The 16,387-nt window shown below is 71.0% G+C and carries 18 protein-coding genes; 1 reads left to right on the top strand and 17 read right to left on the bottom strand.

The window, feature by feature from the left end; genetic code table 11:
* Nucleotides 1–5 precede the first annotated feature (5 nt).
* From ACGF0D_RS09485 to ACGF0D_RS09520, 8 genes are all read right to left on the bottom strand, one after another.
* Entirely contained in the window at nucleotides 6–581 is a 576-nt protein-coding gene (locus ACGF0D_RS09485) for a DUF4913 domain-containing protein (RefSeq protein ID WP_392914491.1), read from the bottom strand.
* Complete coding sequence (locus ACGF0D_RS09490) at nucleotides 574–2,307, bottom strand: type IV secretory system conjugative DNA transfer family protein (protein ID WP_392914492.1); 1,734 nt, start codon at nucleotides 2,305–2,307, stop codon at nucleotides 574–576. The genes ACGF0D_RS09485 and ACGF0D_RS09490 overlap by 8 nt, the downstream gene beginning before the upstream one ends.
* Nucleotides 2,304–3,548: an ATP-binding protein gene (locus ACGF0D_RS09495; RefSeq protein ID WP_392914493.1), complete on the bottom strand. Its 1,245-nt coding sequence runs from the start codon at nucleotides 3,546–3,548 to the stop codon at nucleotides 2,304–2,306. Before ACGF0D_RS09495 ends, ACGF0D_RS09490 begins: the two co-directional genes overlap by 4 nt.
* Nucleotides 3,549–3,829: 281 nt before the next feature.
* Nucleotides 3,830–5,278, bottom strand: a complete 1,449-nt coding sequence (locus ACGF0D_RS09500) for an SCO6880 family protein (RefSeq protein WP_392914494.1) — start codon at nucleotides 5,276–5,278, stop codon at nucleotides 3,830–3,832.
* Entirely contained in the window at nucleotides 5,278–6,729 is a 1,452-nt protein-coding gene (locus ACGF0D_RS09505) for a hypothetical protein (RefSeq protein ID WP_392914495.1), read from the bottom strand. Before ACGF0D_RS09505 ends, ACGF0D_RS09500 begins: the two co-directional genes overlap by 1 nt.
* Nucleotides 6,726–7,211, bottom strand: coding sequence for a hypothetical protein (locus ACGF0D_RS09510; protein ID WP_392914496.1), 486 nt, complete (start codon nucleotides 7,209–7,211; stop codon nucleotides 6,726–6,728). Before ACGF0D_RS09510 ends, ACGF0D_RS09505 begins: the two co-directional genes overlap by 4 nt.
* A gap of 317 nt (nucleotides 7,212–7,528) precedes the next feature.
* Entirely contained in the window at nucleotides 7,529–7,813 is a 285-nt protein-coding gene (locus ACGF0D_RS09515; RefSeq protein WP_392914497.1) for a hypothetical protein, read from the bottom strand.
* A gap of 3 nt (nucleotides 7,814–7,816) precedes the next feature.
* Nucleotides 7,817–8,233, bottom strand: a complete 417-nt coding sequence (locus ACGF0D_RS09520; RefSeq protein WP_392914498.1) for a hypothetical protein — start codon at nucleotides 8,231–8,233, stop codon at nucleotides 7,817–7,819.
* A gap of 219 nt (nucleotides 8,234–8,452) precedes the next feature.
* Here ACGF0D_RS09520 and ACGF0D_RS09525 point away from each other — a divergent pair, with 219 nt between their 5' ends.
* Entirely contained in the window at nucleotides 8,453–9,478 is a 1,026-nt protein-coding gene (locus ACGF0D_RS09525; protein WP_392914499.1) for an NlpC/P60 family protein, read from the top strand.
* Between the two features lie 106 nt (nucleotides 9,479–9,584).
* On the opposite strand, the gene folE is transcribed toward ACGF0D_RS09525, so the two are convergent.
* Genes folE through ACGF0D_RS09570 form a run of 9 tightly spaced genes read right to left on the bottom strand, consistent with a single transcriptional unit; the run spans nucleotide 9,585 to nucleotide 16,378 of the window.
* The gene (folE, locus tag ACGF0D_RS09530; protein WP_392914500.1) at nucleotides 9,585–10,178 is read right to left on the bottom strand and encodes a GTP cyclohydrolase I; all 594 of its coding nucleotides are present in this window, start codon (nucleotides 10,176–10,178) and stop codon (nucleotides 9,585–9,587) included.
* A 54-nt stretch (nucleotides 10,179–10,232) separates the two neighbouring features.
* The gene (locus tag ACGF0D_RS09535) at nucleotides 10,233–10,853 is read right to left on the bottom strand and encodes a PIG-L deacetylase family protein (RefSeq protein WP_392914501.1); all 621 of its coding nucleotides are present in this window, start codon (nucleotides 10,851–10,853) and stop codon (nucleotides 10,233–10,235) included.
* Complete coding sequence (locus ACGF0D_RS09540; protein WP_392914502.1) at nucleotides 10,847–11,710, bottom strand: 5'-3' exonuclease H3TH domain-containing protein; 864 nt, start codon at nucleotides 11,708–11,710, stop codon at nucleotides 10,847–10,849. The genes ACGF0D_RS09535 and ACGF0D_RS09540 overlap by 7 nt, the downstream gene beginning before the upstream one ends.
* A complete protein-coding gene (locus ACGF0D_RS09545; protein ID WP_392914503.1) occupies nucleotides 11,710–12,843 on the bottom strand; it encodes a glycosyltransferase family 4 protein in 1,134 nt (377 codons plus the stop codon). Before ACGF0D_RS09545 ends, ACGF0D_RS09540 begins: the two co-directional genes overlap by 1 nt.
* On the bottom strand, nucleotides 12,840–13,397 hold the full coding sequence (locus ACGF0D_RS09550; protein ID WP_392914504.1) for a phosphoribosyltransferase: 558 nt from the start codon (nucleotides 13,395–13,397) through the stop codon (nucleotides 12,840–12,842). The genes ACGF0D_RS09545 and ACGF0D_RS09550 overlap by 4 nt, the downstream gene beginning before the upstream one ends.
* Nucleotides 13,394–14,341 carry a radical SAM protein gene (locus tag ACGF0D_RS09555; RefSeq protein ID WP_392914505.1) on the bottom strand — a complete coding sequence of 316 codons (948 nt, stop codon included), beginning with the start codon at nucleotides 14,339–14,341 and terminating at the stop codon, nucleotides 13,394–13,396. The genes ACGF0D_RS09550 and ACGF0D_RS09555 overlap by 4 nt, the downstream gene beginning before the upstream one ends.
* Entirely contained in the window at nucleotides 14,338–15,375 is a 1,038-nt protein-coding gene (locus tag ACGF0D_RS09560) for a glycosyltransferase (protein ID WP_392914506.1), read from the bottom strand. The genes ACGF0D_RS09555 and ACGF0D_RS09560 overlap by 4 nt, the downstream gene beginning before the upstream one ends.
* Entirely contained in the window at nucleotides 15,375–15,818 is a 444-nt protein-coding gene (locus ACGF0D_RS09565; RefSeq protein ID WP_392914507.1) for a hypothetical protein, read from the bottom strand. The genes ACGF0D_RS09560 and ACGF0D_RS09565 overlap by 1 nt, the downstream gene beginning before the upstream one ends.
* Nucleotides 15,815–16,378, bottom strand: coding sequence for a formylglycine-generating enzyme family protein (locus tag ACGF0D_RS09570; protein WP_392914508.1), 564 nt, complete (start codon nucleotides 16,376–16,378; stop codon nucleotides 15,815–15,817). Before ACGF0D_RS09570 ends, ACGF0D_RS09565 begins: the two co-directional genes overlap by 4 nt.
* Nucleotides 16,379–16,387: the final 9 nt, after the last annotated feature.

The following is a 16,387-nucleotide window of genomic DNA, read 5'->3' on the forward strand; positions in this document are numbered from 1 at the left end:
GCCGATCAGGCTTCGTCCTCGGTGGCGCACCAGGCGCTGGGCACCTTGCTGGGGAGCCGGTGTTCGGTTCGGTGCTCGCCCTTGGTGCAGCTGCCGAACGGGCCGCCCGGGCCGCGCAGGGCGGCGACGTGGGGGCGGTAGTGATCCCGGTACCAGACGCTGGGCCCGGTGTGGCCGCAGGTGGCGGGATCGGTGAGCTCCTGCCAGGCCAGCCACATCGCGTGCAGCACGCCGACGGCGTCCCAGTGTTCGATCCACCGGTGGCACCACCGGGCGTCGGCCGACACCTCGGTGAGGCAGCCGGGGACGAGGACGCCTTCGACCCACTCCGCGAGCAGCCGCAGCTCGGCGTCCCGTTGCTCACCTTCGAGAAGGAAGAGAAAGGGCGGGTACTGCCACTCGACGTCTTCCTCCTGCTCTTCTCCGGCGCCGTCGGGCGTCGTGTCTCCGTCGCCCGCCGCCCCGGCCGCGCCCGGGACGGCCTCCCGAAGGTCCCGCAGTTCGGCCTGGACGGCCTGGAGCATGGCCTTGAGGTCCTCCACGTCCTCGGTGAGCGCCCGATGCGCGGTTTCGTCAGCCACGGCGTGCCGTCTTCCGTTGCTCCCAGGCGACGGCGGCACGCTTGGCGATGGCGTCCTCCTCGGCCGTCATCGCCGGGCCGAGGTGGGCCATGGCCTGTTCCTCGTACCAGGGCCGCAGGGCGATCTGGGCGACGGGCATGCCGGTGGACAGCAGCAGGGCGGTGCCGCGCTTCATGGCGCGGACCTGGGCCGGTTCGAGGATCTGCTCGCGGTGCTCGCTGAAGGACGTCGAGCCACCGTCGCGGCTCCTGGAATGGGACTCGCGGGTGATGTCGTGATTGCCCACCAGAGTGGCGATGTCGCTGACGAAGCGTGGGTCGTCCAGGCCGACACCGATCACCTTCTTCGTGGCCGCGCTCCATAGGGTGTCCATGCCGACCTCTCCCCAGGCTCGCACGCCCTGCCGGTAGGACTGGAGGATCGTGTACGGGGTGATGCCCCGTGAGCCGAGGTGGCTGTAGAGGTCGGGGAGGTCCTCGATCCGGCAGACGTTGGCCGCCTCGTCCAGGACCGCGCGCATCGGCTCGGGCAGACGTCCGCCGTGGCGCTCGCCGGCTTCGGATGCCGCGGTGAACACGGAGTCGGCGAGGGCGGCGACGACGGCCGAGGCGGCGCCGCCCTTCCTGCTGAGGAGGTAGAGGGTGTCCCGGCTGAGTGCGAACTCCTCCGGCCGGAAGCGGGGCCGGTGCTTGTCGGGGAGCAGCCAGGCGAGCACGTTCTCGTCTCGCAGAGCGCTGACGGCGGTACGGGCGTTCTGGTAGATGCCGGACTGGGTCTCCGCGGCGATGTGGATGGAGCTGTCGACCTGCTCGGCGAGGACGTCCTCGTGCTGATACAGGATCCGCAGCGGCGCCCGCTCCTTGGGGTCGGCCAGCCAGCTGAGGACGTGCCGCACGGTGGCGCCGTCCCACCAGGCGGCTCGCAACATGCCGACCAGCAGATCGCTGGCGCCCTGGGTCCAGAACGGGTCTGCGTCCGACTTGACCTGGTTGACGAAGTGCGAGGCAAGGCGCTCTGCGCGGTCGAGTGTTTCGGCCTCGGTGATGATGTCCCACCACCATGTCCGCTCGATCCGGGCGACGCCCTGGGTGTCGAACCCCCAGACGTTGCCCGCCGCTCGGCGGGAGGCCAGGGTGGCGGCGTAGACATCCGGCTTGTTGCTGGTCAGCAGCAGGGCCGCCGGCGCCTCCTCGGCTACCGGGATCGCGATCGCGGTGGACTTGCCGGCCCGGGGTGCCATCAGGGCGAGGTAGGTGTCCTCATCGGACCCGCGCAGTTCCACGCCGGTGGGCAGGTGGTCCCCGAGCAGCACGCCACGATCGCGCGGGGCGACGGTGCGCGGCTTGACATTGCGCAGGGAGGCCCGGAGCCGGGTGGCGGTGTGGGCGGCCCGTTCGGGGGTGAGGTCGCGCACCTGGTGGAGGGTGGCGAGGTGGGAGGCGTTGTGGAACCAGCGCAGGCCCGCCCACAGGCCCCAGACGAGTCCGGCGACGACGGCCAGGTCGAGGAGCGCGGCGCCGATGCCGCTGGCGGTGGGGGAGTGCGGCCAGACGGAGCGCCAGTCGCGCGCCATCGCGAAGACGGTGTACGGGCTGAGCGGCGGGACCTCGGCTCCGGCAAGGACGGCGCCGGCGGCGGCCCCGGCCCAGGTGGAAGCGGACACGGTCACTGAGCCGCCGACGAGGACACCGCCGGCGAGCCACGCCCGGTCGTTCTCGGTCATCATCGGCGACTCCTCTCAGGTACGTTCTCGGCTGCGTCGGTGTGGTAGAGCCGATGCTCGGTCGCGGTGAGCGTCATCGCTGCGGCGATACCCGGCCGACTGCCGAGTTTGATCAGGTACTTGCCGCGGCCGGGATGGATTCGGTCGGAGGTGTCGAGACCAGTGCTCGTCGCCGAAGCCCAGGAGGTGATCATCATGCGTTCCTGCTCGGTGAGGGCCCGTTTGCCGGATACGCGACTCAGCTCCTCGTCCGTCGAACCGCCGATCACCCAGGTGTCGCAGCGGTCCATCAGGCCGCGGGCCTTGGCCCGGTCCTCCTCGGTGGGCAGGGCCTCCATGTCCTGCAGCGAGTGGGTGACGTAGATGGTGACGTCGTCGGTGGTGCGACCGAGGCGGCTGATGGAGTCCATCGCATCGACCAGGCCGGGGCCGGAGCGCAGGGCCCGCCACATCTCGTCCATGGGCAGCACCAACCGGCGGCGAATCACGCCGAGGCTGCGGGCGCTGTCGATCGTGCTGTAGGTGTAGGCCCAGCTGGCGATCATGCCGGCAGAGACGACGTCACGACCTCTGGCACGTAGGGCGTCGATGTCCACGGACACCGCCGGGGCGTTCAGGTCGATCGGAGTTGTGGTCGGCCCGTCGAACATGCCCTTCAGTGGCCCGTCGACCAGGTTGTCCAGGCCGGCCACGACCGAGCGGGTCAGGTCGAGGTAGGTCTCTCCCTCGGCGGCGAGTTTGGCCCGCAGCGCCTCGGGGGCTTGGCGCAGTACGGCGATGACATCGGGGATCACCGGGTCGGTGCCCGGTGTGGCGTCGGCTGCGAGCTGCACGGCGGTGGTCAGTGCCGAGCGTTCGATCTCGTTGGGCTGGCGGCCGAGTCCACACCTGGTGGCCAACAGGGCGCCGAGGGTCTCCAAGCGGCGGCCGTTCAGGCCGTCGAGCAAGGCTTCTCGTTCGGCGGCGGGCAGCGACGCCAGGCGGCCCGGTAGCGGGCCGGAGTCGAGTGGGTTGATCCGGTCGATCCCGGTGCCGATCCTCAGTACGCTGCCTCCGAGTTCGCGGATCATGGTGGTGTACTCGCCCTTGACGTCCGCCGGCACACACATCATGTGACCGAATGCGGTGTAGACGAGGCAGAAGCGCTTCACCAGAGCGCTCTTGCCGACACCGGGCTGCGCCATGACCCACACCCCCGGGTTGGTGGTGAGTTTTCCGGTCCAGCCGGAGGGATCGATGCACACCAACTCCCCGGTAAGCACGTCGGGGCCGACCGGGACTCCGCGTGCGGGCAGGCCTGCGCCGAGAAGGAACGGACCGATCCGCGCGATCTGGCTGGTCGGGCCGGTGTAGACGGTGCCGATGTCCTCCGTGGCCGCACGGCCACCGAAAGGGCCTCCCCAACCCAGTCGCGGGGCGTGGACTCCACGGCCGGTCCGTGCCCGCCGTGGTCCTGTCCTGTGGTCAGCGTCCGGGGTCCAACAAGGGGTCAGTAGTCTTGCCTTTCCCAACCTCACGAACTTACCTACCTCACAAGGGGGTTGTAGCCGATGGGCAACCCGGCGGCGAAGACGGCTGCCTGGGCGCCGAACGCCGGTCGCATCCGGATTCCGCGGGTCCCCGCGACCGCGAGCTTCAGCTCCTGAAGAGCCGCCGGCAGGTCGGCAGCTGTTCGGGCGGTTGTGGTGACCGACAAGGTCCAGTCGACGACCTGGGCGCCGGCTGCGACCTGCCGAGCGGCCTGCTCCGCGCGTTGGTAGTCCGCCTTCTGGGACCACCGGGCACGGCCCTTGACCTCCGCAGTGGCCTGAGCGCGGTGCTCGGCGGCGGAGATCTCCCGTTCCAGCAACGCCTCGCCTTCACGCGGCTCCAGCACGCGGTAGCCCAGGGTGATCCTCCGCTGGAATCGACCAGGAGCCAACAGCGGTAGCAGCACGCTGTACGGAATCGGTCGACGCGGCATCTCCTCCAGGACCCAGCTGGCCGACACTGCACCGTCGTGTGCGTAGGACTCGATCCAGTCGTCGGCGGCGACCGGGCCGCACTCGCCCCACTGCAGCTCGTCGAACTGCTCGTCCCGAGCAAGAGCCACACCGGGGTCATACGCGGAGCGGACGATACGGCGCAGGTCGGTCGGGGTGGCCCTGCGCAACATGTCGGTGCCGGTTCCGCTCATATCGAGGGTATCCACCACCCGCAGGGTCTCGCCGACCTGCTCCGCGAGGTCGGACGGGGGATTGATGGTGGCGCACGGGTCCGTGGTCACGCTCATCCAGGAGACGACCTGTGCGGTGGCCTGCGGCGTGGTGCGAACCAGCTCGTCGATGGTGTCCAGTGAGAGCTGGGGAGCGTCCGGTCGACGGCGGGTCCGGACGTCGTCGGCCAGGGCCTCGCCCGCGCCCGGAGTGATCTGGATGGTGACCGAGGCGCCCTTGATCTGCTCCGCCGTCGCCATGGTGTTGAGGACCTCGCCCCAGGTGCGCAGCCCGGAGCGCACGGTGCCGGTCTGCGCCATGAGGCTCCCGCCGGGCGCGAGCAAGGTGGAGACCGTCATGCGACCGGTGGAACGGTCGTGGACGACCCCGACCTTACGGCCGGTCGTGGGGTCGTGAGCGGCGATCAGCGACGAGCTCGCGCCCACCCCGGGCAGGTCGAGCGAGAAGGGCTGCGGGAGAAGGACGCGCCGGTAGGAGGTGGCGCCCGCGCGGTACGCGCGCCACCACGCCAGCCGGGCCCGATAGTAGGCCAGCGCCGACATTCCGCGCCGTCGTACGGCCGCCAGCCCTACGACGGCACCGGTCAGTGGCAGGGTGACGAGCAGGCTGGCCGGGTGGCGGCTGCCGATGAGTCCATCAGCGGTCAGTACCACGGCGGCGCCGATCGTCGCTTCCTTCGACAGGTTTCCCATGCCGAAGGAGCGGCGGGTGCGTAGACCGCTCACCATCAGCCCGTCAGGTACTTCCCGGGCACTCACTATTGTCCTCCTCCATGCCCGTTCCCGATCTCGCCCGCGCCGCGCTGTACGACCTCGCTCAACCCGTCCAGGACCTGGATGGTCAGGCCGGCCGCGCCCGCTGCTGCGCCTGCGACACCGGCGCCGGCACCCGCCGTGCCCGATGCTCCGGGCGCGCAGTCCGGTGGTGTGGAGGGTGCGGGGATGTGGCCCGCCTGTGCCGCGTTGTTCCGGGCCGCATGGGAGAGCGCCACGTCGCCTGTTCCCGCCTGCCTGTCGGCGTTGGAGTTCGCGGACAGCGACTGCTCTACACGGCGCGCGTGCTCGACCGCGCTGACCGGACGGGCATCGCTATCGACACCACCGCTTCCGGTGTCTTCGGTGTCGGCCCCTCCGTGCCTCCTGCGGGAGGCGTAGGACCCGGCCGCAGACATGGCAGCGACCGCCCCGCCCGAGCTCATGGCGCTGCCGACCTCGTCCGCAACCGGACCGAAGATCCGCACCAGCGCGGCCGGGGCGAGTACCCCCAGCATCAGCGTCGTCAGGCCCCGCAGCCACTCGACCACGGTTCCGGCGTGTCCGAACTCCGCGAACCCGCTGCAGATGATCACTGCGACCATCGGCTTGTAGGCGATGCTGACGAGGATCGACCGGATCAGCAGCGGCGCCCACTTGCGCGTGGTCTCGCCACCGACCCGCCCGGCGCCTGCGATCGGTAGCAACAGGCACTGGATCGGGATCGCCGAATTGCGCAGGAAGATCAGCACGAGCTGGACGAACCCGACCGGCACCAGAACCAGCAGACCGCAGATGACGATGAACGGGTTGACCACGTGCGGTACCAGGACGTCGACGATGTGCCCGGTGGCGGCTCCGGAGTCACCGAAAGTCCGGTCGACCAGTCCGTCGGTCAGCGCGTCCCCCGTCCTGAGCAGGAGGGCTACGCCGGAGACCCCACCCGCGCACAACAGGCAGTTCAGAAACCACCCGCTGAGGGCTTGGCCAAGGTGACGCATCTGGCCGGTGACGGCCATGCGTCCGATCTGCCACACGAGGCCGGATACCGAGACGATCAGCCCCAACCACACCAACATCCCAGCCAGTGTGGCCTGTTCACCGAACAGCCCGGTGTCCTCAAGCCTCAGCGACGGCCCTTGCAGGGCGACGGTCAGGGTGAATCTCACAAGCCCCTTGACGAACTCGATTCCGGCCTTGAGTAGTTCCCCGACGGCGGAGTCCCAGATGTCCCTCCACTCGGTGGAGATCGCCTCGTTGACGGTCTCGCCGAGTTTCTCGCAGTGATGGCCGTCGGTGAAGTGGTCGTACACGCCGACCAGCCCGAAGTCACAGCCCACTTCGACGATCGAGCCGACGATGCCGTCCTTGTCGTCGGCCATCGCGGGTTGGCCGGCCATCGTGTCGCCGAGCAGCATGATGAGGGTGAGCAGCAGAACGGACAGGCGACGCCTCACGATGCCTGCCTGACCGCGGTCCAGCCCTGCGCGTTGAACGCGGCGTCGCCGGGCGCAGCGATCCCCGGCACGGCCTCAGGGGCAGGGGAGGAGCCACCGGAAGGGTCGAGCCTCCAGTCGCTCTCCCGCCACACCACCCCGACGGTCCCCACCGCGTACGAGACCGACTCCGGGCTGCTCTCGGCCGACTTTCGTGCGGTGCGCAGCAGCAGATGGGCGGTGACAGCGTCGGGCCGGGCCTGGACGAGTTTGAAGCCGACCATGCCGGTGCGCACCCACGCACCGACCGGAAGCGGACCGGACTCCGGCAGGCCCATGGTGGCGCGGGCACGTGCGTCGGCCCTCGCTGCTCCCTGCCGGACCCGCTGCTCCCTGTCCGCGGTCTGGTCGGCAGTCGCGGTGTAGGTGCGGTAGAAGGTGAGTTGCTCGTCCACCAGGGTCGTCGAGCCCTCGACGTCGAACCCGGAGGAAGCCACCAGCATGCCGATCGCTCCGTCGGTGCTGTGAGGGAAGGTGACTTGCCGACCGTTGAGGACGCCAGCCCCTCGGGGAACGGCGAGCCAGCGATCAGGCTCGGTCCAGGTGGCCGGGAGGCTGTAGGTGGACACCGGTACCGGGGCGGCCGTTGCCGGTGCCTTCGATGGCGAAGGGGATTCAGCGGCGGGTTGGGGGGCCGTGGGTCGGTTGTCGTGGGACACGATCGTATAGCTGGTCAAGCCGACGACGACGGCGAGCATCGCCCCGGCGCCCCTCAGCGCGGCACGGGACACGAGGCCGTCCCTCCTCCGGAGGCGCGCCATCAGCCCACGATGCCGTTGAGGATGGAGATCAGCGAGCCGGACAACAGAATGGCGGCGATCCCTGCTCCCATCCACTTGAACGGCTCGCTCCCGCCACCATGGCGGCTCTTCTCTGTGATGGCCAGCTTCCAGACGCCGTAGCCGGTGGCACAGACACCGGCGAGAACCAGGAGCCAGAGGCCGTAGCCGAACATGGTCGAGACCATGCCGTCCATCCCCGGGATCTTGGTCGGCTTGGCGGCGGGGATCAGCCCCGAGTTCTTGGGGTCTTCGGCGATGAACATCAGTCACTTCCCTTCGAGCTGGGCACGTAGTCGAACGGCCGCGCGTGCCACGGCGGCGTCGGCCAGGGCGTCCTCGGCACGCTCGACCGAGCGGAGCGCCGGCAGGTAGGGCAGGTACGCCGTACCACTGAGGCGTCCGCCCAGCGCGCGGAGGCGGTAGCGGGCAGCTGCCGCAGGACGGGCGGGGACGTCGGCCACCACGACGAGCCAGGGCTTCGGAAGAGCGCCGGGCCACCTCCGGACGATCGCCTCCACCTGCACGGTGCCGTAGACGGTGCTGGGGGCGACGATCACCGGCTGGACGCCGTACGGCACCGGTTCTCCCGGGCGGAGTCCGCAGGCCCGCAGGCTCCGGCCGTTGTCGTCGTCGAGCATCCGAAGCACCACGGCGGAGGCGATGTCGTAGCCGTGAACCGGCATCAGCCCGTACCTCGGGACGGTGCGTGCCTGCTGAGCAGATACCACCGGATTGGGTGCCACGTCGCAACCTCTCCCGGTAACTCGCGTTGTCAGAGCGGCCTTTCGACCACGACCGAGGTCGTCATCACTTGGCCACGTGGCGTAACGCCCCTGGTGGTGTGGAAGGCACGGCCATCCGCCCATTCGGGCCTATCGGCGCACCTCGCAAGGCGGGTCTCCGTGAAGAAGGTTCTGTTCGGGTGCTCAGCGCCCCTTGTGCTGCTGCTCGTCGCGGTCGTCGCGGCGTTCGCTCTGATGGTGACGGCAGGAGCCGCCACCGAGACGGGCGACGCCTTGGTCGGCGAGCTGCCCGAGGCGTACCGGGCATGGGTGCTCCGGTCCGCCGGCGACTGCCACGACCCGGCTCTCACACCCGAGTTGCTCGCGGCCCAGCTGTTCGAGGAGAGCGGATTCCGCGTCGACGTGCGCAGCCCGGTCGGCGCGGAAGGGCCGGCGCAGTTCATGCCGGGTACTTGGGCGACCTGGGGGAGAGACGACGACCACAGTGGAACGGCGTCGCCCTTCGACATCGGAGACGCCGTGATGGCACAGGGGCGGCTGATGTGCAGTCTGCTCGGGCAGACGGCGGTGCCCGGGTTCGCCGACGACCCCCGCCGCCTGGCACTGGCCGGATACAACGCGGGGTGGGCCGCGGTAGAGGCCAGCCACGGCGTGCCGCCCTACCCCGAGACCCAGCGCTATGTGGCGGACATCATGGGAAACTTGGGCCGCTTTCAGGGCAATCGTCTGGAGATCACCGGGTACGGCGTCGGCCCGGACGCCGCACGCCGGGCCGCCACCCAACTTGGTGTGCCCTACAGCTACGGTGGCGGCAGCCCGGCCGGTCCGAGTCGTGGCCACTGCGACGGGGACGATGGCTACCGGGACGGACGGTGCCTGGCCGACGCCACGGTCGGCTGGGACTGCTCGGCTCTCGTCCAGTTCGCCTACTGGCCCGCCAGACAGCTCCCCCGCACTGCCGCCGAGCAGTACTCCGCCACGGCCGACCGCCCCGTCGCCCAGGCCGACCTCCGAACCGGCGACCTGCTGTTCTGGCGCCACAACGGCGGTGGCCACGTCTACCATGTGGCGCTCTACGTCGGTGACGGACTGATGATCTCCGCACCAAAGACCGGCGACGCCGTCAGGCAGGTCCCCGTTGCGGACCTGCCCGCCTCTGACTTCGCGGGCGCCACACGACCGTAGCGGGTCGTGTCGAGCGGATCGAGCACGGTCCCGCTGGAGCCGCAATCGGCGAGCAGCCGGACGGCTTGCCGCTATGTGTCGGTTCCTGGGGTGCTGAGGGTGTTGGTCACGCCTGCACGGGCAGCGCGAGGCGTTCGATGCGGGCGGCCAGGTCGGGGTCGCTCTCGGTGCGGCCGAGACGGCACATGGTGGTGGTGCGCACCGCGGGGGTCTTGACGCCGCGCATGCTCATGCACAGGTGCTCGCCGGTGGTGAAGACGGCGACGTCGTCGCTGCCGGCGGCTTTGGCGAGGTCGTGGGCGACGTCGTGGGTGATGCGCTCCTGGAGCTGGAGGGCGTGGGTGTGGGCCTCCAGGTGCCGAACGAGCTTGGACAGGCCGAGGACGGTGGTGCCCGGCACGTAGGCGATGGAGACGTCGAGGCGGAAGGGCAGCAGGTGGTGCTCGCAGACGCTCCACGCTCCGATGCCGGTCAGCAGGACGAAGCCGTCGTACTGGCCCTCGTGGGCGAAGCTGGTGTCGAGCCGGCCGGGGGCGTGGTCGAGGAACTCGCCCCACCAGGCCGCGAACCGGCGGGGCGTGTCCTTGAGACCGTCGCGGTCGGGGTCCTCGCCGAGGGCGATCAGCAGCTCGCGGGTCAGCACTTCGACGCGCGGGCGGTCGACGGGGCGGCGCTGGGCGTGCGTGGGCATGGACGCCATGAGTCATCCCTTTCGGGGTGAGTTGACGGTGGGTGGGCCGCGAAACGCAGCGGGTCAGAGGTGGGTGGCGCCGGGCAGGCAGCCGAGGATCGGCACGGCGGTGAACGCCTCCGCGTACCGGGTGCCGATGCGGGCGCCCCACAGCCGGCCGAGGGTCTCGGCCATGGGGCCGAAGTGCTGCTCGATCGGCTGGCTCGCGTGCTTGCGCAGCGCGGCCATCTTGGTGTCGAAGGTCGCGCTGGCGTCCACGATCACGTCGGCTCGCACCGGCCCGCCGAGGGTGAGCGAGTTGTAGCTGTCGCAGGTGTAGAAACGGCTCGGACGGCCGGTGGCGATCCGGGGCTCGGGCACCGCCGCGAGCACGGCGGCGGCGACGGCCCGGTGCTCGGGGTGGACGTCGTCGAGCGGGTGGGTGATGACGATGTCCGGCTGCGCCTCCAATAGCAGCTCCCGCGCTGTGGCGGGGTCGAGTTGGGGGACCTGGTGCAACTCGGTGCCGAGGGCCGCCGCGCCCTTGCGGGCCTCGGCGTCGCGGACCTCGTCGTGGTGCTGGACGACGACGGTGACGGCGGCGTACCTGGCGTGGAGGGCGAGGGTGGCGCCGGCCCACAGTTCGGCGTCGTCGGGGTGCGCGAAGGCGGCCAGGATCGAGCCCGGCGCGGCGTCGCTCACCACAGCCCCAGCTTTTCGACGACGTCGGCGGGCTTCGGAAGCCGGGGGCTGGCTTCGCCGCTGAGGAGGATGGGCACGTCCAGTTCCCGGCGCACCGTGATCATCGCCTCCCAGCGCAGGACGTCGGCCCAGGCGGTGGTGATCGCGGTGCCCTTGGCGCCGGTCAGCCTTCCGGAGCCGGGCAGGTCGGGCAGTTGCATGCCGTCGCGCAGCAGGGTGGCGGCGACCTTCGGGCCGATGCCGCGGACGCCGGGGATGTTGTCGGACTTGTCGCCGGTCAGGGCGCGGAAGGCCGGCCACTGGGCGGGGGCGACGCCGTAGCGGGCGAGGACCTTGTCGGCGGTGATGATCCGCTGGGACGACTTTCGGGAGCGGTTGAGGATGCGCACGCGGTCGTCGAGGAGCTGGTAGAAGTCCATGTCCCGCGACATGATCAGGACCGGCCGGGAAGCAGCGGCCAGGGTGGCCAGCGTGGCGATGACGTCGTCGGCCTCGGCGTCGTCGATCTCGACCCACCGGATGCCGTGCGCGTCCAGGCCGTCCTTGACCGGGGCGAGGAACTGCAGCGGTTTGAGCGCCTCCGGGGTCGTCTCCCGGTTCGCCTTGTACTCCTGGTCGGCGGCCACGCGCTCGGCGGCACCGTGCTGGCCGTCGAAGACGACCAGGACCTCGGGTGCGTCGACGTCGAGGTCGTCGCGGATCGTGGCGCGCAGCAGGGCGAAGAAGGCGAACAGGCCCGTCAACTCGCGGGACTTGTCGCGGGAGAAGATCGGGGCGGGGAATCCGAAGGTGCCGGCCCACAGAAGGTTGAACCCGTCGACGAGCAGCAACGGCGCAGGGGCTGCGGGGGTTTCGGGCATCACGACACCGCCTCCAGGAAGAAGTCAGCGATTCGGCGGGGCTCGAACTTGGCAGCCTGCCGATACACGGTCTGTGTAGTCGCGTCGTACAGTATGTCATCTTCCAGAAGGGTTTGTGCCGCCTTGTGGAGGGAAGTTGGGCCTTCGTCGTGGGAGACGAGCAGGTGGTCGCCGTCGCCGGTGGGACTGAGCAGGGCGGAAAGGTTGCCGACCCGGTAGGCGACGACCGGGGTTCCGACGCTCATCGCCTCCAGCGCCACCAGGCCGAAGGTCTCCTTGTGGCTGGGCACGATCACCACGGCTGCCCCGGCGAGCCAGGGCAGCACCTCGTCCCAGGCCAGTGCCCCGCGCAGGAGCACGCCCGGGGTGCGGGCCGCCACCGCCTGGCAGGCGGCGAGGAGTTCGGACTGCGAGCCCTGGTCTGCCTCGAACCCGGCTTCGGCGAGCGCCACGTCGATGGGTCGGTCCCAGCCGGAGGCGGCCTCCAGCAGGTCGAGCACGCCCTTCTCCGGCCCGAGCCGGGCGAGGATGCGCACCGGGCCGGTGCGGCGCAGCTGCTCGCGGAGCTTCGGCGGGGGAGGGACCACAGCCGGGTCGGAGAGGAGCGCGTTGGGCACGACGCGCAGGTTGCGCGGGCCCCAGCTGGCCAGCTCATCGCGTACGACCGTGGAGGGCACGATTACGCGGGTGGCGCGTGCGAGCGCGGGCCCGGCGTCGAGGGTGTGGGGCTTGACGTGGGCGGCGAGCGCCCGGCGGACGTGGCCCGGGATGTCGCCGCGCAGGCGGCCGAGGCCCCACAACGCGTCGGTGAACAGGACGGTGTCGATGCGGTGTTCGGTGATCAGGGCCCTGATCTGCCGGGTCAATCTGGTGTCCTGGTAGGTGACGGCGCGCCGCAGCGTGTCGTCGTCGCACGGGAAGTGCACGTCGTCGAGACGCAGTTGGGCGACGGTGACGCCGGGAAGGCCGGGGCCCTCGGGCTGGGGCGCGGCGGTGGCGATGACGGGCCGGTGGCCGTTCTGGGCGAGGCCGAGTGCCAGGGCGGCCGTCGCGCGTTCGATGCCGGCCGGGGCGTCTGGGGTCCAGGAGACGAGGACCAGCAGGATGCCGCGGGAGGTGGGACGGGTGATCACAGGGCGCTCACCTGCTTCAGGGCCGGGACGGGCTGGGTCGGGCCGTGGTGCGGCGACTCCCAGGGGAAGACGACCCAGTCGTCGACGGTCCAGGCCCACCGGTCGGGCTTCTTGGGGCAGCCGCGGTTGCGAAACAGCGCCGCCGTCATGATCTCGGCGCTGTAGTCGAGCCGGTCGTTCAACGCGTCGGCGACGGCGGCGAAGGTCGCGCCGGTGCCTGCGATGTCGTCGACGAGGAGCACCGTCCCGGAGAGGTGTTCGGGCAGCGTGTCCGGGAGCGCGACCTCGACGTCGCCGGTGGCCTGCTGGAATGGGGCGTTGTTCTTGTTGTGCTTGGCGGTGACGGTGTGGAAGCGCACCTTGAGGTAGTCGGCCACGAGGCGGGCCGGCTTGGTCCCGCCGGAGGCGATGCCGATCACGCAGGAGACGTCCGGGTCGATCCCGACGACGGACTCCGCGATCATCCGGGCCGCGTCGAAGCACTGGTAGTGCGTCGGCGCGTACGGAACGTGCTGCGCGAAGACACGCCTTCCGGTGCGCGGGGTGTTGGTCATGAGGTGCTCCCGGAGGCGGGAAGGCGCAGGTCGGCCGGGCCGACGACGGGAACGGCCGCAGCGATCCCGGCGGCGCCCCGGGTGTTGCGCCAGGCGTAGCCGTCGGCACGCAGGACGGTGAAGCCGCCCGCACTGGTGCGGGTGCGCAGCCGGACCCGGACGCCGTCGGGGACGGCGAGCGAGCCGACGATCTCCTGGGCCTGCTCGTCGGTGAGCATCTGCTCGGAGGCCAGTGCGGCGCCGTCGCCGATGGGGAGCATCTGGAGGAAGGTCGCCCCGCCGGCGCCGAGTTGGGCGGCACGCTCCAGCAGGTCCTGGGCCTCGTGCTTGTTGGCCTGCATGAGGACCATCTGGAGCTGGACGAACAGGCCTTCGCCGACGGCGGCGCGGATGCCCGCGATGGCGCGCCGGTAGCTGTCCTGGCCGCGCCAGGTGTCGTGGGTGGCCTCCGTGGCGCCGTCGAGGGAGACCCGGATCGCGTCGACGGTGCCGGCGAGTTCGCCGGCACGGCGGGCGAGGTGCCAGCCGTTGGTGGTGCAGCTGACCACGCTGGTGCCCTGGTCGCGGATCGCGAGGGCGAGGTCGGGCAGGTCGCGCAGCAGCAGCGGCTCGCCGCCGGAGATGTCCACGCCCAGAACCCCCGAGGTGGCGATGTGGCCGGCGAGGATGCGCCGTTCGGTCGTGGTGGACTCGCGAACGCTCTTGTCGTCCAGGCACTGCGGGCAGGCCAGGTTGCAGCGCACGATCGGGGACCAGCACATGCTCAGCGGGTATTCGGGGGCGAGGCCGGCGGGGTCGGCCTCGGGCCACGCGGCGACCTGCTGGTCGTCCAGGGCGACGCAGCCGGCGGGCAGCGGTTGGGGCGGAAGGTGGTTGGTGCCGACCGCCGGGTCGTGTACGACGGTCGTGCCACCGAACGTGGCGGCGGCGAAGGCGCGGATCATCGGGTGATCACCTCGGCGTCGGTCAGGTGCTTGTCGGCAGCGGTGGTGAAGGCCTGACCGCGATCGGTCGGGGCCGGCAGCGACAGCAGGTGGCGGTAGCGGGCGAGGGTAGCGGGCCAGGCGGTGAGCTTGGCCTGCCACTGGGCGGCGGCGTCCGGCGGGTCGAGGTGGAAGCCGACGGCCTGGCGCAGCGGGACGACGAGGCAGCCGGCGGCGATCAGCGCCGCACCGACGTGGGTGTCCTCCATGCCCCAGCCCAGCGCCCCGAACTCCTCGTCGAACCCGCCGACATCCACCAGCTGCTCGCGCGGCACGGCGAGCAGCGCGGTGACGACCATCCTGGGCAGGTCCCAGTCGAAGAAGAACCGCCCGTAGCCGAGGCTCTGGAAGTCGTTGGTGGCATCCAGCGGCCGCCCGTCCAGCTCCTCGGCGAGCATGATGCCCGAGTACGGCAGGACCGTGCCCACCGGGGGCTTCCAGGTGACACGGTGGTCAGCCGAGAGGAGCGGCGGGCTGTCGGGCAGCAGCGGCCGGCCGCAGGGCGACGTCCGGTGGGTGAGGTTGTGCCGGAACCCGGTCAGCACGGTGTCGGCCTCGGCCCGTGCGGCAACGTCGGCGAAGACGTGCGTGGGGAGCACCATGTCCGCGTCGAGGAACAGGATGGTCGGAGCCTGGGCGAGGCGGGCGCCGACGTTGCGGGCCGTGGCGGAGCCGCGCCGCTCGGCCAGGCTGACCGCGGTGGTGACCGCCGGGTGCTGGCGGGCGATGTCGAACGTCGTGTCCGTGGAGGCGTCGTCGACCAGGATCACCTCCACGTCCGCCGCGTGCTGCTGGGCCGCGAGCGCCTCCAGCACCGTCGGCAGGGCGTAGGCGGTGTTGCGGGCCGGGATCACCACCGACAGCGCCCTACCGGCGCTGGCATTGGCGGGGGTGGGCTGGTGCCAGCCCAGACCCGTGCGTTCGGTGAAGTCCGTCGTGAAGTACCGGTGGGCGTTGGCTTGGGTCTTGAGCGTGTCCGCAAGGCTGGTGTCCATCACGGCCACCTCCATTCGTCGAGTACGGCGGCGGCCTGGGGCCAGCCGCGGGGGTCGGAGATCCAGTGCAGAGCCGGGCGCTCCGGCAGAGCCAGGAGGTCGGCCAACAGGACCAGGTAGTCGGGTTCGAGGATCAGCAGCACCCGCCGCGGGACGCCGTTGGCGGTGAAGTCACGCGACAACTGACCGTTCACGATCCGACGCAGCCCCTCGGCCCGATCACGGGTGAGGCACTGGTCGTACGCGGCGATCAGGTCGTCCGCGCCCACCAGGCCGTAGGCCGCGGACAGGAAGCGGATCCGGCTGCGGGCGTGCGGGTGCCCGGCGAACCGGGCGTTCAACTCTGGGGCGATGCCCCCCGTGTACAGCTCCATGGCGGGCAGGAGGCCGGTGCCCGGCGCCTTGCGGCGCGAGCAGCCCGCGATCACGAGGTCGCCGATCACGCTGCTCTCACCACCCGGAAGCCGATGCCCGGCGAGGCCAGCTCGGCCGGCGCGGCGTTCAGGAACGTGCACCGGGCGTACAGCGGGAGGGAGTTGTAGGAGCCGCCGCGGATCACGAAGCCGTCGCCGATCGTTTTGGAGGCGGTCCACTCCCAGCAGTTGCCCGCCATGTCCCATAGCCCGTCCGGCGTCCGCCCAAGGGGGTGGGAGCTGACCGGGGCGAGCCGTCCGCAGGAGTCGCGCAGGTTCGCCCGTCCCTCGTCCGGCACCTCCTCGCCCCACGGGTACAGGCGGCGTTCGGTCCCGGAGGCCGCCCACTCCCATTCCTTCGACAACGGCAACCGGCCGCCCAGGTCGGCGGCGATCCGGGCCGCCTGGGCGTGGGCGACTCCGACCATCGGCCGGTTGTCCGGGGCGAGTCCGAGCTGGGTGGGCGTGACCGGCGTCGCGGCCCACTCCAGGTCGACCACCCGCAACGGCCTCTGCCGGTCGCCGAACAGGCACACACCGCCCGGAACCGGCACCCAGGCGAGCGCGTGGTCGGCCAGGTTCGTTGGCATCGTTGCCCC

This window comes from Kitasatospora sp. NPDC048298 (assembly GCF_043201465.1).
GTDB lineage: Bacteria > Actinomycetota > Actinomycetes > Streptomycetales > Streptomycetaceae > Kitasatospora.